Origin of the sequence: Salinicola sp. MH3R3-1, from assembly GCF_001937155.1 — a bacterium.
In the GTDB taxonomy this organism is placed as follows: Bacteria; Pseudomonadota; Gammaproteobacteria; order Pseudomonadales; family Halomonadaceae; genus Salinicola; species Salinicola halophyticus.
In genome coordinates, this window is record NZ_MSDP01000028.1 from 1 (window position 1) to 18,100 (window position 18,100).

At 60.7% G+C, this 18,100-nt stretch carries 22 protein-coding genes; 1 reads left to right on the forward strand and 21 read right to left on the reverse strand.

The window, feature by feature from the left end:
- Window positions 1–592 (forward strand): IS3 family transposase (locus tag BTW08_RS15585; protein WP_075563453.1); only part of this gene is annotated, 592 nt, incomplete at its 5' end.
- Between the two features lie 233 nt (window positions 593–825).
- Here BTW08_RS15585 and BTW08_RS19045 read toward each other — a convergent pair.
- From BTW08_RS19045 to BTW08_RS15685, 21 genes are all read right to left on the reverse strand, one after another.
- Window positions 826–1,068, reverse strand: a complete 243-nt coding sequence (locus BTW08_RS19045; RefSeq protein WP_139313687.1) for a hypothetical protein — start codon at window positions 1,066–1,068, stop codon at window positions 826–828.
- Window positions 1,069–1,366: 298 nt separating this feature from the next.
- Entirely contained in the window at window positions 1,367–1,657 is a 291-nt protein-coding gene (locus BTW08_RS15590; protein ID WP_075563454.1) for a hypothetical protein, read from the reverse strand.
- Window positions 1,658–1,746: 89 nt separating this feature from the next.
- Complete coding sequence (locus tag BTW08_RS15595; protein WP_075563455.1) at window positions 1,747–2,283, reverse strand: STY4534 family ICE replication protein; 537 nt, start codon at window positions 2,281–2,283, stop codon at window positions 1,747–1,749.
- Window positions 2,284–3,146: 863 nt separating this feature from the next.
- Window positions 3,147–3,518, reverse strand: a complete 372-nt coding sequence (locus BTW08_RS15600; protein WP_075563456.1) for a histone-like nucleoid-structuring protein, MvaT/MvaU family — start codon at window positions 3,516–3,518, stop codon at window positions 3,147–3,149.
- 99 nt (window positions 3,519–3,617) lie between these two features.
- On the reverse strand, window positions 3,618–5,657 hold the full coding sequence (locus tag BTW08_RS15605; protein WP_075563457.1) for a DNA topoisomerase III: 2,040 nt from the start codon (window positions 5,655–5,657) through the stop codon (window positions 3,618–3,620).
- Window positions 5,658–5,727: 70 nt separating this feature from the next.
- The gene (locus tag BTW08_RS15610; protein ID WP_075563458.1) at window positions 5,728–6,147 is read right to left on the reverse strand and encodes a hypothetical protein; all 420 of its coding nucleotides are present in this window, start codon (window positions 6,145–6,147) and stop codon (window positions 5,728–5,730) included.
- On the reverse strand, window positions 6,134–6,340 hold the full coding sequence (locus BTW08_RS15615) for a hypothetical protein (protein WP_075563459.1): 207 nt from the start codon (window positions 6,338–6,340) through the stop codon (window positions 6,134–6,136). The genes BTW08_RS15610 and BTW08_RS15615 overlap by 14 nt, the downstream gene beginning before the upstream one ends.
- Window positions 6,341–6,346: 6 nt before the next feature.
- Window positions 6,347–6,919, reverse strand: coding sequence for a hypothetical protein (locus BTW08_RS15620; protein ID WP_075563460.1), 573 nt, complete (start codon window positions 6,917–6,919; stop codon window positions 6,347–6,349).
- A gap of 58 nt (window positions 6,920–6,977) precedes the next feature.
- Complete coding sequence (locus BTW08_RS15625; RefSeq protein ID WP_075563461.1) at window positions 6,978–7,472, reverse strand: single-stranded DNA-binding protein; 495 nt, start codon at window positions 7,470–7,472, stop codon at window positions 6,978–6,980.
- A gap of 110 nt (window positions 7,473–7,582) precedes the next feature.
- Complete coding sequence (locus tag BTW08_RS15630; protein WP_246837770.1) at window positions 7,583–8,029, reverse strand: DUF3158 family protein; 447 nt, start codon at window positions 8,027–8,029, stop codon at window positions 7,583–7,585.
- Window positions 8,030–8,206: 177 nt separating this feature from the next.
- Complete coding sequence (locus BTW08_RS15635) at window positions 8,207–8,974, reverse strand: PFL_4669 family integrating conjugative element protein (protein ID WP_075563463.1); 768 nt, start codon at window positions 8,972–8,974, stop codon at window positions 8,207–8,209.
- Between the two features lie 98 nt (window positions 8,975–9,072).
- Complete coding sequence (locus tag BTW08_RS15640) at window positions 9,073–10,278, reverse strand: STY4528 family pathogenicity island replication protein (protein ID WP_139313689.1); 1,206 nt, start codon at window positions 10,276–10,278, stop codon at window positions 9,073–9,075.
- Between the two features lie 41 nt (window positions 10,279–10,319).
- Window positions 10,320–10,931, reverse strand: coding sequence for a DUF2857 domain-containing protein (locus BTW08_RS15645; protein WP_075563465.1), 612 nt, complete (start codon window positions 10,929–10,931; stop codon window positions 10,320–10,322).
- Window positions 10,931–12,973 (reverse strand): ParB family protein, encoded by a 2,043-nt coding sequence (locus BTW08_RS15650; RefSeq protein WP_075563466.1) that lies wholly within the window; start codon window positions 12,971–12,973, stop codon window positions 10,931–10,933. The genes BTW08_RS15645 and BTW08_RS15650 overlap by 1 nt, the downstream gene beginning before the upstream one ends.
- 5 nt (window positions 12,974–12,978) lie before the next feature.
- Window positions 12,979–13,476 carry a hypothetical protein gene (locus tag BTW08_RS15655; RefSeq protein WP_075563467.1) on the reverse strand — a complete coding sequence of 166 codons (498 nt, stop codon included), beginning with the start codon at window positions 13,474–13,476 and terminating at the stop codon, window positions 12,979–12,981.
- Window positions 13,469–14,158: a DUF2786 domain-containing protein gene (locus BTW08_RS15660; RefSeq protein ID WP_075563468.1), complete on the reverse strand. Its 690-nt coding sequence runs from the start codon at window positions 14,156–14,158 to the stop codon at window positions 13,469–13,471. Before BTW08_RS15660 ends, BTW08_RS15655 begins: the two co-directional genes overlap by 8 nt.
- Window positions 14,155–14,385 carry a type II toxin-antitoxin system HicA family toxin gene (locus tag BTW08_RS15665; protein WP_075563469.1) on the reverse strand — a complete coding sequence of 77 codons (231 nt, stop codon included), beginning with the start codon at window positions 14,383–14,385 and terminating at the stop codon, window positions 14,155–14,157. Before BTW08_RS15665 ends, BTW08_RS15660 begins: the two co-directional genes overlap by 4 nt.
- Window positions 14,378–15,247 carry a DNA adenine methylase gene (locus tag BTW08_RS15670; RefSeq protein WP_075563470.1) on the reverse strand — a complete coding sequence of 290 codons (870 nt, stop codon included), beginning with the start codon at window positions 15,245–15,247 and terminating at the stop codon, window positions 14,378–14,380. The genes BTW08_RS15665 and BTW08_RS15670 overlap by 8 nt, the downstream gene beginning before the upstream one ends.
- Entirely contained in the window at window positions 15,244–15,798 is a 555-nt protein-coding gene (locus BTW08_RS15675; RefSeq protein WP_075563471.1) for a hypothetical protein, read from the reverse strand. The genes BTW08_RS15670 and BTW08_RS15675 overlap by 4 nt, the downstream gene beginning before the upstream one ends.
- The gene (gene dnaB, locus BTW08_RS15680; RefSeq protein ID WP_075563472.1) at window positions 15,795–17,204 is read right to left on the reverse strand and encodes a replicative DNA helicase; all 1,410 of its coding nucleotides are present in this window, start codon (window positions 17,202–17,204) and stop codon (window positions 15,795–15,797) included. Before dnaB ends, BTW08_RS15675 begins: the two co-directional genes overlap by 4 nt.
- Window positions 17,194–18,084, reverse strand: coding sequence for a ParA family protein (locus tag BTW08_RS15685; protein WP_075563473.1), 891 nt, complete (start codon window positions 18,082–18,084; stop codon window positions 17,194–17,196). Before BTW08_RS15685 ends, dnaB begins: the two co-directional genes overlap by 11 nt.
- Window positions 18,085–18,100 lie beyond the last annotated feature (16 nt).

An 18,100-nucleotide genomic window follows, 5' to 3' on the forward strand; every position in this document is an offset into this window, starting at 1 on the left:
ACGACCGCCGGCCTACCGACAGGCAACGGTCGAGCGGCCCGATATACCCAACCGCCTGAACCGCCAGTTTACCGTGAGCGCGCCCGATCAGGTGTGGTGTGGCGATATCACCTATGTCTGGGTGCAGAGTCGATGGTACTACCTGGCAGTGGTGCTGGATCTTTATGCCCGGCGTGTCATCGGCTGGGCGTTATCCGACCGTCCCGACGCGGCCCTGGTCATCAAGGCGCTAGACAGGGCCTTCGAGCAACGAGGCAGGCCACTGGGACTACTGGGACTACTGTTCCATTCAGATCAGGGCGGTCAATATGCGAGCCGAGCCTTCCGGCAGCGGCTATGGCGCTATCGGATACAGCAGAGCATGAGCCGTCGCGGTAACTGCTGGGATAACGCCCCGATGGAGCGGCTGTTCCGCAGCTACAAGAGCGAGTGGATGCCATCGACCGGTTATCTGTCGGCGCAGGAAGCATTACGAGATATCAGCTTCTATCTGATGGAGCGCTACAACCGGCAACGGCCGCATCAGTACAACGGCGGCATGTCGCCCGTCCGAGCAGAAGAAACTCTCAATTCACTGTCCGGAATTAGTTGACCACTACAGACCACATCCAGACTCTCGCCCCCGATATCCTGAATCTCATCCGGTATGTCCCAACTGGAAGTTCGCTGTAACAGCCTAAGCGCGGCCAGAATGACATCGACATCTTCCTGGGCCAGCTGATGGGTCAGAGTATCGCTCATGAGATTGCTCCTTCGTGTATCGGTTGGACAGGAGCCACCCCCTCGGGGCGTGGCCCCGAATGGGTGAGTGGTTTCAGAAGAGACTCAGGTCAGCGTGACCCGCGTCATTGGACGAGTGGTGAAGGCATCGAGCGCCGTCTCCGGTGAGTCACCGGAAAAGGGCCGCCCCAACGTGTCGAACACGATCCAGGGACCGTGGCCGTAGTCACGCTCGATATCGAAAGCCGGGCGCAAATGCCCCATCGGACACGCTGGCCAGGCTGGATTGCCCTCATAGACACTGTGAGAATCACCGGCGGATCCCGGTTGCAAGCAGTACGGTTTCATGTCGATAGCTCCTTGAAGGAATGGAGCCATCCCACCGGGAAATGGCCCCGGGTGGGAGAAGAAACGTTAAGTCCGTCTGACGACGGAGCTGTTTTGAAGGGTTCCGGGAGGTTTATCCCGCTGGAACGAAAACTGCCTCCCGAAGGAGGCAGCTCATGACATGTAAGGATCGGCCTGTGTCAGCGTTTCCGTCGCGCTTCCAGCTTGCGATGGACGGTATAGGCATAACCACCAGCAACCGTCATCGATACGGTCAGCACGACAAAAATTGTACCCAACAGCAGGTTTGCAGAGTCCATCAGGCATCACCTCCATCGGTTTCGGCCTTGGTTATCAGTGAGTCTAGCATGCCTTTGGCAATCCCAGCGATCAGGGTCAGGACGAGAAAAATCGCACCTGCCACGAAAGCAGTGAGATAGCCGTCGGGCTGTGTCTTGAGTGCTGGACCCAGAAAAGCTGCAACAACGCACGCAGCGGTAATACTGCTGCTGATTCGATCAGCCGCGTCAAATATCGCGCGAGCGATGCGAAGTCGAGAAGAGTAGGACATGACATCTCCAGTCAATGCTGCAAGAGAGATGTCGCCCATGAGGGAGAGATCTCCCTGCGAGCGGGTGGGTTAAACCACACCCCCGGGAAGCTACCGCTTTCCCGGATGGTGAGGTGGTTGAGGTGGAATCAGACGACCGCTTCGGCGGCACCGACCGATCCGCTGACGGCGGGTTGGGCAGGCATACCGGTTCCCTGCGACGCTGTATCGTCAGCCTGGGCACTGATATCGATTGATGGGGTTTCGTCACGCCGTGGCGATTCATAAACCTTGTCGCCATCCACCTTGGCCCAATTGACGAACAGTAGACGCGCCTTGAGGCTCACGGCTGTTTCGCCAGCGCGATCACCCTTGGTCCGCGTGAACAGATCGGGATAGAGGTCGCCGAGCTTGAAGCCGATCAGGATCTTGGGCTCGTTGGTACCCTTCTCCTTGCGATCGGCCACGGTTGCGGCAAATTTCTTGACCAGCTTTTCCGCTTCGGCACCGCTAACGCGGCAGTCGAAACGGCGATATTCAACATCATTGGCAGGACCATTCAACGCGGATATGTCGCAAGCCCAGAAGGCTTCGCCACGCTTGGGCGTGATCTTGCGGATCCGATTGACATAGCCAACGCCAGTAATGTGAAGGTCGAAGAACTGGTTATCGGTCGAGTTGGACATGGTGTTACTCCTTGGATCGAGTCGTAGGACTCCAGGAGATACACCATCCCCATCGGGGAAAGTGTTCCCCCGGATGGGTGGTTCGGCGCGAGGCCGAGAATTCGGAAGTGGCATCCAGCTCAGGTGAGCGCCGTCTCTCGGGATGCGTTAACGGCTTCGGGAATTGCCCGAAGGCAAAAAGGCGTCACTGATGACCGTCAGTGACCAGCGGCTTACATCGACAGGATTGCGCCACTTTTTCACGGCGTCAACCCCTATCATCGATCGTCAATCGCAAGCCGAGGCAGCGAACACATCGCCGCCTCGCCTTGGGATTGAGGACCAGAACTGCGCGTCCAGTCGGCTACCGATACCGGTTTGGGTAGCAAGTATGAAATTAGCCATCATGCCGGCCATCGGCCATGCCCCTCGTAGTCATGGTTCGATTGCCACTGCATCCGGTCCCGAATCATGGCGTTGGACCGATACGATTGTGCGCGGATCCCCGCACAAAGGGAGCCCAGGGGTCAGGCGGTGGGCGCCGCCACAGTGAAACAAAGTCCAACCGGCCAGCGAGTCATCCTTTGAAAAAATGACTCGCTGGCCGGTCGAGATGGGCTTGAAGAAGGGGTCGACGACCGGTCGACCTGAAACATAGGGAACCTGGAACCCGCATACACGCCAATGTAGTGCAAGAGAGCCTTGCGAAGGGGCGCGCATTCTCACCAGGTGTTTGCGCTTTGGGTTCGGACCCAAGGAGAGTCCAAAGGGACCAACTGATAACCGTCAGTTGGCAACGGGGTGCCTGACCATTATCAGTTAGTCCTCCCGCTTCATCAAGTCGTGTGCCGAGGCTGGCATGCCTTGTCACGCCGCGGTTAACCTCATTGCTCTTCGCGAACCACCCAACCCTCGACGGTTTCACTGCCATGCTCGTCCTTCCAGGCCTTGAGTGCTTTATGATTCCCACCACGGGTCTCGATCACCTCTCCGGTGTTGGGATTCTTGTAGATCTTCAGCTTTCGCTTTCGCCGCCCATTTGCTGTTGACGACTGAGGCACAGAACGAGTGTCATCCGGCGATAATAAATCGATAACGTCTTTCGCCTTCTTGTCATACTCCGTCATCAGTGCTTCGAGCTTGTCTTTGAACTCGAGCTCGTTCTTCAAGCGCTGATCACTTTCCAAGGCTTTGAGCTCTTCCGAAAGCTGCTTGAGTAGTTGCTCTTTCTTCGTATATTCACTCAATAACGACACTGGTCATAACCTCACATTTATCGATTTAAACGACAAGAATTATACCACGGTAAACATCAAATGCTCTGATAGTTGAAAACATGGTATTCATATACAACGTTATTCAAGTGAGTTCCTTTTTCTTTTCGCTGCTTGCTTCGTGGCATGACGTTGGCGCGTTATTTTCATAATTACCTTCGTTCCATCGCAGTCGGGATAGCGGGAGCATGACCAGAAGGGGCCATTGCTGCTCTTGCGCTTGCGCATTTTCGCCTGACACTTGGGACAGGTTTCGCTGGGTGCCTCGGGCAGATTCAACTGAGGCTGCTGGAGCGCGATCTCAATAAGCTTATCGAGCAGCACGCCCTGTCGCTCCATGAAATCATCCAGCGTCATTGTCCCCTCGGCCACCTGGTCCAGCGCCTGTTCCCACAATGCGGTCATCCCAGGGTTGCTGATCTGCGGCGGTAGCGCCGCGATCAGCCCCTGCCCCACCGGGGTCGAAACGATCGTACGCCCCTTCTTGCGAATGAACCCTCGCTTGAGCAGTATCTCGATGATGCCGGCACGAGTCGCCTCTGTGCCAATACCGGCGCTCTCTCGCAGCCTAGCGCGCAGACGTTCGTCAGTGACGAATCGGGCCGCGTTCTTCATCGCCGAGATCAACGTGCCTTCAGCGAATGGCTTCGGCGGCTGGGTCTGGCGATCCTTCACCAGGAGATCCACGACCGTACAGCTTTCCCCCTGACGGAGAGGCGGGAGCGCCTGCGCGCCGGACGCTTCCTCCTCCTCGTCATCACCGTCCTGCCCTTTGCCCTTCCCTCGGGGGAATAGCGCTTTCCAGCCCTCGACCCGCACCTGTCGTCCCGAGGCCACGAACGTCTCACCAACGAGATCCAGACGCGCATCGGTCTGGTCGTACTCATGGGCGGGCAAGAACTGCGCCAGATAATGGCGACGGACGAGATCGTAGACCCGGAACTCTTCTTCGCTCATTCGCTCGATCCGGCAGGGTGCCGTGGTGGGAATGATCCCGTGGTGGGCCGTGATCTTGCTGTCGTTCCAGACTCGGCTTTGGAAATTCTGATCCAGGCGCTCGATAACCGGCGCGAGCTTCTCGTCCGAATACAGGAGCGCCGTCACGACGGTCCCGACCTCGGACAGCATCGACGTCGGCAGGTAGCGGCAGTCGGTACGCGGATAGCTTGTGGCCTTATGGGTCTCGTAGAGGGACTGGGCGATGTCGAGCACCTGCTGGGCGCCGAAGCCGAAACGCTTCGAGCACTCCTGCTGCAGCGTGCCGAGGTCCATGACCAGTGGCTGGGCCTCACGCTTGCGCGATGTCTCGACGGACGCCACCGTGGCCTGGCCGCTCTGGCACCGGGCCGCGATCGTCCGCGCCGCCTCTTGATTGATGCAACGGCCTTCCTCGTCGAGCCAGTCAGCGTTGGCAGGCAGCCACTTCGCCTGGAACGGACCACCCTGCGCCTGTAGGTTCGCCACCACATCCCAGAACGGCTTGGGCACAAAGCTAGCGATCTCCTGATCCCGTCTCACGACCAGAGCCAGCGTCGGCGTCTGTACGCGGCCCACCGACAACACGCCCTGATGGCCCTGTTGCTGAGCCAGCACCGAAAACGCACGAGTCAGATTCATGCCAACCAGCCAGTCCGCACGGGAACGACCCAGGCCCGCCTGGTACAGCGGCCAGGTCGACTCCCCAGGGCGGATGTTGCTCAGGGCCTTGCGAATCGACGCTTCATCCAGCGCCGACAGCCAGAGGCGGGAGACGCGGCCCTGGTAGCGACAAGCGTCGAGGATCTCGCGCCCGATGGTCTCGCCCTCCCGATCGGCGTCGGTGGAGACGATCACCTCGCTGCACTGCTTGAGCAGCCCCTGAATCACCTTGAACTGCTTGCCGGCATCCTTGCGCACCGTGTTCTTCCACTGCGTCGGCCGGATCGGCAGCGTGTCTAATGACCAGCGCTTGAGCGCCGAATCGTAGGCTTCGGGAGGGACCTGTTCGAGGAGATGACCAAAGGCCCAGGTGACGACGACGCCATCGCCCTGCAGACAGCCATTGGCTTTACGGGTTGCCCCCAGGACCGCACCAATATCGCGCGCCTGAGAGGGTTTTTCGCAGAGGAACAATCGAGACATGACACCGGGCCTCACAGAATGTGTATGGCCTCAGCGTGACGAGCTGGATCAGGGGATTCAGCTGGGAATGTTAATCGAGCTGGAGCAGATAATGCGCGTCGTCGATGATCCAGGCTTCCGCATTGCCATGGGCAGCACCGCGCGTGTTGTCTTCGGCCACACAGGCGATCTCAGAGTGTCGTGTCAGCGCCAGGGCCATTCGCTGAGCCAACGGTCCATTGAACGGAATGTCAGCATCGAGCCAGAACCACTGCGCCTTGGAGGCGTTATCGATGGTGATGACCTCACCGCTGAGCCAGCGCATGGGGATCAGGTAACGCCCCTGACCGGGCTTGAGAATGGTCGGTTTGAGCAACGTGCCATCGGGGGCGAAACGACATGTGACCGCACCGTCGATGACAGCCTGAATGTCCGACTCGATCAGCGGGCGATGTCCCAGGCGCGGGCGAATGAAGAACCGTTGATAGACCGCTGCCTCAGTCTCTTTCATCCTTGAGCATCCCCAGGTCGATCCATTCGACGATCGTATCGGCGCTGATACCGTACTCTCGCATCAGCGCTCTGAGCTGAATACGAAACTCGACGACACGGCCAGTCGCCTGCGTATCGTCGAGTTCCCGGAGCATGTTGCCCAGCTGTTCATCCAGGCTCCAACCATCCTTGATGGTGAAGATGTTGGGCATGAGCAATCAGTCTAACGCGGCCTTGAGACGCTGTGTCAGCGCAGACTCCATGGCATTGCCATCGAATAGAGTTCGCTTGTCAGCCGGTGCCCAACTGTAGTGGATGCGCGAGCCCGCGCCACTCTTCTCGATCTGAACCCGCTGCAGGATCGAGTATCGTGTCCCTCCAACGGTCTGCCGTCCGTAATCACCGAGATTGTAGTAGGCCCCCGGGGTGCGGTCGTGCTTCCAGGCTATATCGCCCATCTGCATTTTTGCAGTGGTGCTCTCCGGACTCTCGAAGTCATTAGGGGATCGGAACCCCATCGCCGACTTGATCCGAGCGTAAGCGGTATCGACGTCGACACGGGAATCAATGTCGACCGATCCGCTCTGGCTACCCAGACTTGTCGCATCGGCCGTTTCTCCCTCGGCATTGGTTGCCACTTTCTGCGGCGTCTCGCTGGGATCGTAGTTCAGCGGCTCACCCGTCACCGGATTATTAAAACAGGTCACGCAGACGCCGTTCGAGTAGTAATGATCCTGCGCCGCGCAGCCTGCCAGTGCCACCATCCCCACTGCCATCACCCAGTGCTTCATCCCAGCACTCTCTTTGTCTGTTTGATGATAGAGCCTTCCTTCGAGTCAGCGAGCCCGCTCATTCCGAATAGCTCGGATCAGACCCCGCCGGGTTATCCCATTCACCTTCCGGTCCAGCGGCTTTAGGATAAGCTCCCTGTTGCGGAGCCTGGGACGATGAAGGCTGCCGTGGCGCTTGCTGGCCCTGTGCCGGCTCGAGCTGAACCTGGGTGACGCGGAAAGGCAGGATGCCGATGCGTACGGCCTGCACCTTGAACTGCGACCGGTTATTACCTTCTCCGTCCCGCCATTCGTCCAGCACCATTCGGCCCGATACCATGACGCGCAGTCCCTTCTGGTACAGCCGAGCCCATTGCTCGACATCGCGATGCCATATCTCGACGTTCGCCCAGAAGCCACCCTTGTCGACGTTGCCGGTATCGGTCGGCACCGGATTATCGAATCGGACGTTCAGTCGCATGACGCCACGCGATGGCTGATTGCCATTGGGGGAAAACATTTTCACTTCTGGATCCGAACCAATGTTCCCCTCGCCCATGAAATGCGTGCTCATCTGAATCTCCTGAATCGAATGTATGCCCGACTACAGTGGCCGGGAGCGGCAAAGGACGTCAGCGAGAAACGTTAAGGCCGGTTGCGAACTATTCCGAACCGTTGCAGATGTCAGACCATGGCCTCGATCTCGCCGAGATCGCTCAGCAGGCGATTTAGGCGATCGACCTGTCGAGTCGCCGCCGCAACTTTGGCATTGAAGATCGCGCGCTCGGTCTCGATCTCGACCAGTTGACGCTTCATCCCCACCGATATATCGCCGAACTGGAGCACGGCTTCGAGCAAGCGTCGTCCCATCTGGGTCTGCGCCTTGTCTCTCCACTGCACTGCGCGAACGCGCCCACCACTGTTGTTGTGAGGCTTCAGCCAGAGACCTGCCTGGACCACGGTTCGGTTGTAATGGTTGGCGAAGTCCGCTGCCTCTTGCCACATCCGCCGACACTCCACGTCTAGCTCGTCCCGAAATCGGATCATCTCCCCCTTACCCTTAAAGGGTTTTAAAAGGCCCTTTGCGTACTGATTCAGTGCAAAGTCCTGACGCTGTTCCAGTGCAGTCATCGCGCTCACGGTCCCATCTTGTCTTCGTTGCAGATACTGGCCGCCCCAACACCCTAACCTGCTATTGGCGGAGTGATTACAGTGGAATCACCCTGATCTGCTCTTGGTGGAGTGATTACAGTGGAATCACCCTAACCTGCTCTTGCTGGAGTGATTCCCCCGCATCACCTTGCAGCATTAGTCCTCGGATTCTCCGAGCTGGGGCAGCAACTGAGCGTCGTCTAGATCCGCGCCTTCGAGCTTGTGATCCTGATCACTGCCGGCCAGCTCGGCTCCCTGGCGTCGGATCGTCGGTGCAAACTCACTGCGGCGCGTCCCTTCAAAGATGTCCTGCGGTAGCTCGCCGTACTTCTCGAGAGCGTTTCGGGCCTTGGCGTTATTGGCTGCGAAGTCATCACGCGTCGCCCCGCTGAACCCCGGAAACTTGACCGGCGCGTAACATAGCGATCGCAGGGCGTGGCCGCCCTGATCGCGAATCATCGCGCCACGCTGCTTGTTGCCCAGCAGTCCAATGTGATGGGCCAGCAGCACATCGCGAACGATGCTGTCGTACTGCATCAGCAGCATGACCGCCTGCCAGCCCATCTGACCTCCGGTGAACACGGGGCTCACGAACGGTTGCTGGCTGACGTTGCGGCTGACATCGAGCCCCTCCGGGATCTGCTTCAGAACCTGGCTCACTCGCTTTTCCAGTTGATGGAGCGATTGTCGGGTCTCGTCGATCTTCTCCTCGAGCATGAGCAGCCAGCTGTCGGCGTAGGGATCGTCCCGGCCTGCTGCCTGATGGACACGTCCGGCGAGCGACAGAAACTGTTTGAGACCGACCACCTGTGGCTTGCCGCTTTCGACACCGCGTCCGTGCCAGGCAAGCACTGCCGGATAGGTATGCAGAGTCATCTCGATTTTGCTGCGTAGCTGCCCTACACGGGGCTCAGCGCTGGCCATAATCACTCCTGAATCGTCGATGCACTGGATGGGATGCCAGCATCAAGGCTCGACGAGCGTCGCCCTATCGAAAACGTTAAACGCGATCGCAAGGGTTTCTAGCGCCGTAGCCCCAGTCGCTTGAACATCTGCTCTCGCGCTTGTTCGGTTTCCGCCGAGATTGGCTGCGGTTCCGGCTCAGCAGTCGATGACGGCGTTGGCATCGGCACGACCGGCGAGGTGACGACCCGGCTCAGTTCGGCACTCGTTTCCACATTGTCACGCCGCTTATCGGCAACGCCGCGTCCGTAGCGCGTCAGCTGAAAATTGTCCGAGGCGGCACGCTTCGCCAGAGTGTGCAGGAACCCCAAGGTGTTCTTCACCTTACCGGCGTCGACCCGCCCGGCGGCTTCGTCGATCACCGCCTGCTGCATCTCGGTCGACAACCCCGTCAGCAGGAACGTGACCGATTCCCGCTCGTCGGCAGTCAGTTCGAGCGGCCAGCTCCAGACCAGCGAGGTGTCGCCCGGCTCGCGCGCGGTGGTTTTACAAACACTGTTTGTATAACTACGTACTGTAGGACGAGCCGCATCGGAAACTGTGTCGTAAGTGCCTGATTCACGCATGAGTTTCCGCTGGAAACTGGGATCTTCGGGTTCGGGAAACTGCCCGAGTTTCCGCCGGAAACCGGGCGAATCTGGCTGAGTTTCTGCCGGAAACTGGGCGCCGGCTGACTGAGTTTCCGCTGGAAACTCTGCACGCCTCTGCCGCTCGGCACGCTGGTCGATGACATCGAGCCGGGTCGGCAGCTCGAGCACTCCGCCCTCGGCCAGCTCGTCGCGGACGAGTTGCGCCACCTCGGCCACATCGCGGTTGTGATGACGGGTGCAACGGATGACGTACTCGATGTACTCGGCATCCAGCGACAGCGACTCGGCAGGTGCCAACGGCTCGTCGTGCAGCACGTAGACGTTGCCGATCATGCGCCCGTTACCGGTGTTGCGAGCTTTCATGCCCAGGGTCATCCACCGGGTCAGCCTGAGGATCGCGATGACACGCGCCACGGTCTTGCGTGACGCCTTGCGGTTCGCACCGGAACGCAGCAGCGGCTCCAGTTCGTCATAGGTGGGAAATGCAGTGGTGCGATCGGCGTTCGAGAGCAGCCGGATCATCTGCCAGCCGAGCACGTCGACCGCGCCCAGGCGTTGGTCGAGCAGCAGGGCTCGGGGAACGGTTTCATGGGGGTTCCCCATGAACAGCAGGCCGTCGAGCGCATCTTCCTGACTGTTTGACGCCGAGGCGGCATCGCCTCGGCGTTGAGTCATGGATGACGCGGCGCGCCCGATGAGCGCGTCAAAATGTTTCATCACGCCACCCCTTCACGCACCACGCCCTCATCCTCGGCAGGCAGGCTTTGCTGTCGCGCCTGCTCCGGCTGGGTCCACTGCTTGATCAGGGTCCAGATCACCGCCAAGGGCAGCGCGACCTCTTCGGCCAACACCAGCATGCCGCGAATGTCTTCCACGGCACCGGGGCCAGCCGGGTCATCAGAGATGGTCTGCCAGCGGTGGTACGCCTCGTGCTCTACCTTCTCTTCCGGCATGGGCAAGCGTCCCTGCCGGCTCGGCACGCCCAGCAGCGTGCGACGCGCCGAGCAGTCGTTCGGGGTCAGGCCGAAGAAGGTGGACAGCATGTGCACGCTGGCCCCGTGTCGAATGCAGTGATCGACCAGCCCGTCGCGATCCTGGTCGCGATCGACTCGGCGCAGCGCCGCCTTGAAGGTGTCGTGATCCAGCTCGAACCGGGCCACGCCCGGAAACTCATTGATCAGGGATTCGATCTCGCTGGCCCGCAGGCGACTGAGACTCTGCAGCTCGTCATCGCGAAAACCCAGCGCCCGGGCGCGACGCATGTCACCCTCGCGGATCAGAACCAGCGCCTGGTTGAACAGCGCATGATTGAGTTGCGGTGTTGCCATCACGAATCCCCCTCTGCATCGAGACCGTCACGCAAGATCCGGATTAACCGGGTCAGCCAGAACACACGAACGAAAAGACCATCGGGAAAGCGCACGTCGGTGTCGTTACCGTGACTGCCCACCAGCTCGCCCAACAATGAGATATCACTTGGCATCACCGGGTCGATGTTGCCCTCGAGGCCGGCGAGCAGTTGCCAGACGAGCTGAGCACGCCGGCTGGGAGCCCCCTCGAGGGGACCGAGTTCATAGCCGAGACCGTCGCGGGCATTGAGGCGGATTACCTCGCTGGATCCGCTCACCTCGATTCCCGCCCATCTGGCTAGCAGCTGAACCACCTCGCCGATCTGCATGCGCAGATCCTGGGCGTTGCGACGCCAGGTCGGGACGTGCCAGAGATCGGTGATCGGGGCAATGCGGCCGCCGTCCTGGAGCGGCACGCTCTTGAGCGCCGCCGCTTCGAAGTCGATCGCTTCCTCGCCGTGCTCCTTCGCCTGCCAGTGACGCAACTGGCGATGCCCCTCGGTTTCATGGTGAGGCGAGAGTGTCAGATCGGCAGCGATCGTGGCCTGCTCCTCGGGAGAGCGAGTGGGCTGAGGTGTGTGTTCCTGTAGAAGGCCGTCGGTATCCAGCAGTCCGCCGAGGCCATCGTTGTCATCTTCACCAGCGCCAAACCCTTGCGGTGCCGCCGGCGTCCGTTGAGTCTGGGCCTCGAGTGCGGCATTGCGCTGTTCAAGCTGTTCGAGCTGGGCGCGCATCTGCTTCATGGCAACAGACTCACCCGCGCCGCCGGATTCCGGCACGCCGCGTTCGGTGGGCAACGGTGCCGGCGAGGTGTCGAGATCGGTCTGGCCATCGCCGAACATCAGGTCATTCGGATCGGAATCACCCTCGCCATCGGCTGACTGACCGGCGCCCTGAGAAGCTTTAGAGGTTGATGGCAGAGAAGGTGAACCCGGCGACTTGCCGGATGACAAGCCACCCTGGGAGGTGTCCGGTTTCGGCGGGTAGAGGTGGCGCTCCTGGGGATGACGCAGGCGTTCCAGTTCGCTGTCGACCGTGGTCCAAATGTCGGCGCGCTCGTCTTCCGTCGCCGCCCGGGCGTACTTGCGCACGGTGAACCAGTTCTTCCAGGCCATGTCGATGGGGTTGAAGTGCAGTCCGGTGTGCTCGTTGAGCATGCCCTTGAGGCGATCCTCGACGATGTTCCAGCGAAACTCGGTTTGGCCCTCGTGATCGAGCTGCGCCATCTCCTCATGCCAGGCCTGGGCGAAGTTGCTGTCGACGACGTTGCTGGCCCACGGCTCGCCCTCGCCGAGATCGTCGGCGTGTTCGACCCAGTAGTCGGCGCACCGGGTCCAGCACTCGTCGCAGAACTGGCGATAGGAGATCAGCTTCTCGATCTGAGGACGGCCCATGCCAGCGTCCAGGGTCAGCGGCAGGGTCGGCAGAAAGTGCTCAATGCTATAGAGCATCTTCGAGATATTGCTTTGGCTGATTGTGTAACCCAGTGCGCGCAGCCGCTTGGTCAACTCACGCTGGGAGATGGTCTCGCCAGCGTCCTCCTCGATCATGCGCTTGGCCTCGTAGATGCCACGTGCCCGGTCGATCCAACTGAGCTGGCCCCGGTTATCGTTCTCGGCCAAGTGCCCGGCTAGCACGTTGATCTCGCCCTGCCACGGGATGAAGTGGCAATCCTGGTGGTAGAACTGCTTGTCGTCAGTCTCCTGGTACAGCTCGTTGAGGATCATCAGGCGGGTATTGCCGCCGTCGGAGACCATGTAGCGATCATCGCCCGGTCGTTGAGTGACGGTCAGTTTCTGCTTGAGCCCAACGGCACGGATCGAATCCTTGATCTCCTCGTACTTCGGATTGTGGTGAGTACGCGGGTTGCGGTCATAGGGGCGCAGCTGATCCAACGTCAACGACATAGCCTGCTCGCTGGTCGGCGCCGGCAGCCGGTCGGTGGGCTGACTCCTGAGCGCCGGTCCCGGCTGGTTCAGCTTCGCCGTGATCTGATCAGGGGTAACGGATGGTTTACTCATGAGGTTCACTCCGGCTGCCGCGAGGCGCAGCCTTCAGAATCGAAGAAATGGTTCAACTGCTCGTTTAAACGACCGATGCTTTGCGTGAGCCCGTGGAGGCTTAGATCGCTGCGAGTCTTCGGCGGATACTGTTGGCACAGCGCCAGCAGACCGCGACGTAGATCAAGCAGGTTGTCGTTGACGATCACCAGCAGCTCGAAATCGCTGAGGTTGAAATACTGGAGCTGCGACCAACGCAGGCTGTGATGCGGCTGCATCTCGAGTCGGCTGGTCTGGTCGCACGCCATGTGGAACACCAGCCAGGTATCGGCGAGCAACGCGCGCAGCGCGTCGTTGCGCTTGTTGTGTGCCTGAGGGTGACACGAGAACCAGCACTCCAGCGTCTCGACCCAGCCGGCGAATGGGTCGAGCAGCCCCAGGGCCAGACACTCCCGCCCCTGCAGATACCGCTCCATGCCCCCGCCCCTGGCCACGCGTGTCGGAAAAGCGACGATCTCAGCCATGGGACAGCTCCTTGTGTTGGTCACGATCGACGCCGCCATGCAGGCGAGCATTGCGGCCGGCGGCATAACCCCTGGCCATCGCTCGCCGATCGTCACGGCGTTGACCGCGATCGATGGCGTTCATCGCCTCGAGCTGGGGATAGAGGCGCTGCTGAAAGTGCTCGATCCCCACGATGGCCTCTTCTGTCTTCTCCACCGGCACGATGTGTTCGAACGCGCCCGCAACCCATGCCAGGGCATAGGCATCGGCCCGGCGAATCTTGGTGATGCGTTTCGCGCGCTTGTTCATGCCGTTCAGGAAGGCCTTGCGATCGGCGATCAGCTGACGCTGGAGCACCTCGAAGGCATAGGCCGCGATGCGCACCTGACTCGCCTCGCCCAGGAAGGCGAAGTAGCCCTGCCAGCCTTCGAACGCCGGCCGGGGCTCGTAGATGGTGGCGGTGCCGAAGGCGGCGTTGACCAAGGTGGCCAGATGGTCGAGCCAGCGCGGTGGCTTGCGTCCGGTCGGCGACTTGACGACCACCCGGTCGATGGTAGACGCCGCTACGTCGATCTCGCTGACGCCGTACTCGTCCATGAGGTGCTGCGCCTGGCGCAGCGCCGTACCAGCTTCGTGCTCATTGGCCGAGCGTGACAGCGCCAGGCAGCGCTCGATCTTGCGAAGAATGCGATCGGGAATCATGCTTCGCCCTCCTCTTGTCGCTCCATCCGGCGCAGCCGTGCCAGCACGTTCTTCTCGGCTCGCGCGTCGCTGGGTGAAAATCCGGTGAACACGGGCGGGCAGCCCGGCTTGATGAAGCGAACGTGGCCGCCACGGGTGCGTTCGACAATCCAGCCATGAGTCACGGCATAACGCACCACGCGCTTCAGGGCGCGCGTCGAGCAGCGAATCGGCAGTGCGTCAGGCATGGGCCACCTCCTGGTAGGGAAGATTGAGTTCCATCTGACCGGCCCATTCCGCCGCCCGCGGATTGAGCCACAGACACTCGGTACGCTGCCCAGAACCACGCTGGGCCGATGCCTGCACATGCCGTCGAGCCATGCGCCAACCCCTGAGCACGTCACGATAGAGGTCGGCGTCGTAGCCGGAGAGAATCACGTAGCCCTGAGCGAGCCGAAGGCGCTCTAGCAATTCAATGTGACGCAGGTCGCTCAGCTCATGGCTGTAAACGCGCCGATGCCCCTTCTCTCGGGTCTCCTCGAGATAAGGGGGATCGACGTAGTGAAGCGTGCGCGGGGAGTCATGCTGGGCGATGACGGTCAGGGCGTCGCGGTTCTCGATCAGCACACCCGACAGCCGCTCGGCCACCAGACCGATCACGGTCGGCAACCGCTGCCAGTGATGCTGTGTCGTGCCGTGGGCACGTCGGGTATCGGTGCGGAAGCCGGAATTGCCTCGGGTCGCGCCGGCGGAACCGAAACCCATGTGGGCACGGATCAGCAGCCGTCGAGCGCGCTCTACCGGATCCGGGGTGTCGTCCCAGGCACGCTCGAACTCGACACGCGCATAGGGGGTGAGCGCGATCTGTTCAATGAGGCACTGGCGCTGCTCGGAACTGCGCAGCACCTCGAACAGATTGACGACATCGCCATCCAGATCGTTGTAGACCTCGGCGTAGTTGCGCGGCTTCTGCAGGAGGACACCTGCAGCGCCACCAAGGGACTCGACGTAGACATCGAAGGCGGAGATTGGAGGAAAGTGCGCCATGATCCACGGGGCCAGACGGAACTTGCCGCCGTGGTAGCGCATCAGAGGAATCCTCACTGTCATGACGCGACCCTCCTGAACTCCACCTCTGCCTCTCGCTGAGAAGCTAGATATTCATAACGCGCCATCCATTGCCCAAAGGCATGATCCATCGACCAGGGCTGGATGCGCATTGGCAGTGGTACCACCCCTTCTAGGCAATCCCAGGAATCCCCTTCGCACAGCAAGTCCCGGCGTTCCGTTGCGAGCAGGATCAGGTCGATATTCTTAATGCAGGGATCCATGGCACCGGGGAGCCCGAAACGCTCTGCAATCGCTGCCCAAAACCGACCTTCGATACGTTTGAACTCCGGCATCAGCGCTTTCAGCGGCGACACCATGTCCCCGATATAGGCTTCGGTGGCGTCGTGCATCAAGGCCGTAAGCTGATGTTCGGCAGGCACGAACTGGCTCGCGAGCACACAGTGCTGCGCGACGCTGTAATGCTGACGGGTATGCCCGCCGAATCGGCAAATGCGGCTCAGTGAGCGTCCGATGTCCACGGGGTCGATCATCCGTGGCGTTGGGCTGGCCATGTGAACAGAGTGGCCTGAGTGGGTGGTAATGAAGCTCATGACCGTCCCTCCTGTACCTGCTTCCACGCCAACGACTCGAACCGCGTGCTCGAGCCTACGAACGTCAAATGCACCGCGCCGGTAGGCCCGTTGCGCTGCTTGCCGATGATCAGCTCGGCGAGTCCCTTGTTGTCAGGGTTGTCGGGGTTATAGACCTCGTCGCGATAGACGAACCCGATGACATCGGCATCCTGCTCGATCGCGCCGGAGTCGCGCAGATCGGCCATGCAGGGGCGTTTGTTGGGACGGTTCTCCAGCGTGCGGTTGAGTTGCGAAAGCGCCACCACCGGGCAGTTGAGATCCTTGGCAGTAGCCTTGAGGATGCGAGAAATCGCAGAGATTTCGTTGTTGCGGTTCTCGGAGCCTGGCTCCTCAAGCAGCTGCAGATAGTCGATCAGGATCAGGGCGGGCTTGCCGTGGCGGCGCACCAGCCGGCGGGCGCGTGACTTGAGAGAGGTCGCGGAGATGCCGCTGGAGTCATCGACGAACAGACGTTCCTCGAAGCCGAGTATGCGGTTCGTGGCCGAGGTCAGCTTTTCCCAGCCACCGTCATCGAGCTGGCCTGAGCGCAGCTTGCTCAAATCCAGACGCCCCATGCTGGCCATGAGACGCAGCATCAACTGCTCCTCGGGCATCTCGAGCGAGAAGACGAAGATCGGCGCGGTGGCCAGCTCGGTGCGACCGGCCGTGGCGACCAGCGCATTCTCGACGAGGTTCATGCCCAGCGTGGTCTTGCCCATCGAGGGGCGACCGGCGATGACGATCAAGTCGGAGTCCTGCCAGCCGCAAGTGAGTTCGTCGAGATCCTTGTAGCCAGTCGGCGTGCCGGTGATGCCGTCCTTGGCATTGAAAGCGCGGTCGATAGTATCGATCGCCGCCGTCAAGGCATGACGTATGCCGGTCTCCTTGCCTTGCCGGTTCTCGGCCAACGCGAACAGCTGGTGTTCAGTGGCCTCGATCAATGCCTGGCTGAGTTGCTGTCCATCCAGCGCCCGCTGGCAGAGGTCGCGGCCCATGTTGGCCAACTGACGACGGCGCTGATGCTCTCGTACGATGCCCGCATAGGCGACAACATTCGTCGCTGAAGGCGTGTTGCGAGCCAGCTCGGCCAGATAGGGCAGACCCCCACAGGTCTCGATATGACCATCGCGCTCGAGCAGCTCGGAGAGTGTCACGACATCGAGCGGCTTCTCATCATGGGAAAGCTCTTCCATCGCCTTGAAGATCAGCCGATGCGGATAGTGATAGAACGCTGACGCGTCGACGATCTCGCAGATGTCCTCCCACTTCGTGTTGTCGAGCATCAACGCGCCAAGCGTGGACTGCTCACCCTCGATACTGTGCGGCGGCAGAAGCCCCATGGCTTCTGCCCCGACGGGTGCAGGGGATTGGGTCTCAATGGACATGGCCCACCCCCGATTTCCCGGTGCCGGATTTACCGTTGGAGATGACAGCGCCTACCGCGTGGATGGCGTCGGCCCACTCGGGATAGAGATCAATGGCCACTGCCTTGAGCTGATCGGCGCAGGCCGGCGCCTTGCGACTGTAGGGCTTTCGCGGCTCGACCCGATGGACGGGCAAGCCCTGGAGCGCGGCCGAACGGTAAGCGGAGAGATTGACCAGCGGCGTCTCGAGCACGCTGATGCCGTGATCTTCTACCTCGGCATACATGGTGCGAATGCTGTCGGCGATGTCACGGGCATCACGGAGCTGGTCGGTCATCTTGTTGAGCAGGATGGAGACCGGCGGCACCTCGAAACGGGTATAACGTGCCAGCTCGCGTAGCTCGTTGAGCATGCCCTGAGTGCCGCGCACGAATTCGCGGGCGGTGAGCAGTTCGGGAACGATGGGAGAGATCAGCCGATCGGCGGCCATGACGGCCATCTCGAGAATCACTGAGCGCGCGCCCTGGGTATCGATGAGGATGGCGTCATAGCGATCGGCGAAGCGATCGAGGAGGTCGATCAGGCGGAAGCGTCCATTCGGGGCGTTGAGCAACAGCTGCTGCAACTGATTCCGATAGTCGTTGGAGACGATGATGTCGAGATTGGAGACAGCGGTATGAGAGATGATCTGGTCGAGGTCGACCAGCTCTGTCGCGAGTAGCTCGTACACGCCGCCGGGGGCCGGCTGTGACAGCTCGTAGTAGGAAGAGAGGGTTGGCTGGGAATCCAGATCTATGAGGAGAACCCGGAGACCGGCATCTGCCAGGAGACCGCCGAGGTTGGCCGTCGTGGTCGTCTTGCCGACGCCGCCCTTGGAGCAAACCGTTGCTGAAACACGCATAACTGCACCTCATCCA

What these genes read in the sequence shown, in the direction of transcription:
- BTW08_RS15595 (WP_075563455.1), bottom strand. Translation starts at nt 2,283, where the DNA reads ATGTCCAACTCGACCGATAACCAGTTCTTCGACCTTCACATTACTGGC.
- BTW08_RS15615 (WP_075563459.1), bottom strand. Translation starts at nt 6,340, where the DNA reads ATGCCCAACATCTTCACCATCAAGGATGGTTGGAGCCTGGATGAACAG.
- BTW08_RS15670 (WP_075563470.1), bottom strand. Translation starts at nt 15,247, where the DNA reads ATGACAGTGAGGATTCCTCTGATGCGCTACCACGGCGGCAAGTTCCGT.
- BTW08_RS19045 (WP_139313687.1), bottom strand. Translation starts at nt 1,068, where the DNA reads ATGAAACCGTACTGCTTGCAACCGGGATCCGCCGGTGATTCTCACAGT.
- BTW08_RS15675 (WP_075563471.1), bottom strand. Translation starts at nt 15,798, where the DNA reads ATGAGCTTCATTACCACCCACTCAGGCCACTCTGTTCACATGGCCAGC.
- BTW08_RS15655 (WP_075563467.1), bottom strand. Translation starts at nt 13,476, where the DNA reads ATGGCTGAGATCGTCGCTTTTCCGACACGCGTGGCCAGGGGCGGGGGC.
- dnaB (WP_075563472.1), bottom strand. Translation starts at nt 17,204, where the DNA reads ATGTCCATTGAGACCCAATCCCCTGCACCCGTCGGGGCAGAAGCCATG.
- BTW08_RS15665 (WP_075563469.1), bottom strand. Translation starts at nt 14,385, where the DNA reads ATGCCTGACGCACTGCCGATTCGCTGCTCGACGCGCGCCCTGAAGCGC.
- BTW08_RS15640 (WP_139313689.1), bottom strand. Translation starts at nt 10,278, where the DNA reads ATGACTCAACGCCGAGGCGATGCCGCCTCGGCGTCAAACAGTCAGGAA.
- BTW08_RS15660 (WP_075563468.1), bottom strand. Translation starts at nt 14,158, where the DNA reads ATGATTCCCGATCGCATTCTTCGCAAGATCGAGCGCTGCCTGGCGCTG.
- BTW08_RS15590 (WP_075563454.1), bottom strand. Translation starts at nt 1,657, where the DNA reads ATGGGCGACATCTCTCTTGCAGCATTGACTGGAGATGTCATGTCCTAC.
- BTW08_RS15625 (WP_075563461.1), bottom strand. Translation starts at nt 7,472, where the DNA reads ATGAGCACGCATTTCATGGGCGAGGGGAACATTGGTTCGGATCCAGAA.
- BTW08_RS15645 (WP_075563465.1), bottom strand. Translation starts at nt 10,931, where the DNA reads ATGGCAACACCGCAACTCAATCATGCGCTGTTCAACCAGGCGCTGGTT.
- BTW08_RS15610 (WP_075563458.1), bottom strand. Translation starts at nt 6,147, where the DNA reads ATGAAAGAGACTGAGGCAGCGGTCTATCAACGGTTCTTCATTCGCCCG.
- BTW08_RS15685 (WP_075563473.1), bottom strand. Translation starts at nt 18,084, where the DNA reads ATGCGTGTTTCAGCAACGGTTTGCTCCAAGGGCGGCGTCGGCAAGACG.
- BTW08_RS15650 (WP_075563466.1), bottom strand. Translation starts at nt 12,973, where the DNA reads ATGAGTAAACCATCCGTTACCCCTGATCAGATCACGGCGAAGCTGAAC.
- BTW08_RS15635 (WP_075563463.1), bottom strand. Translation starts at nt 8,974, where the DNA reads ATGGCCAGCGCTGAGCCCCGTGTAGGGCAGCTACGCAGCAAAATCGAG.
- BTW08_RS15630 (WP_246837770.1), bottom strand. Translation starts at nt 8,029, where the DNA reads ATGACTGCACTGGAACAGCGTCAGGACTTTGCACTGAATCAGTACGCA.
- BTW08_RS15620 (WP_075563460.1), bottom strand. Translation starts at nt 6,919, where the DNA reads ATGAAGCACTGGGTGATGGCAGTGGGGATGGTGGCACTGGCAGGCTGC.
- BTW08_RS15605 (WP_075563457.1), bottom strand. Translation starts at nt 5,657, where the DNA reads ATGTCTCGATTGTTCCTCTGCGAAAAACCCTCTCAGGCGCGCGATATT.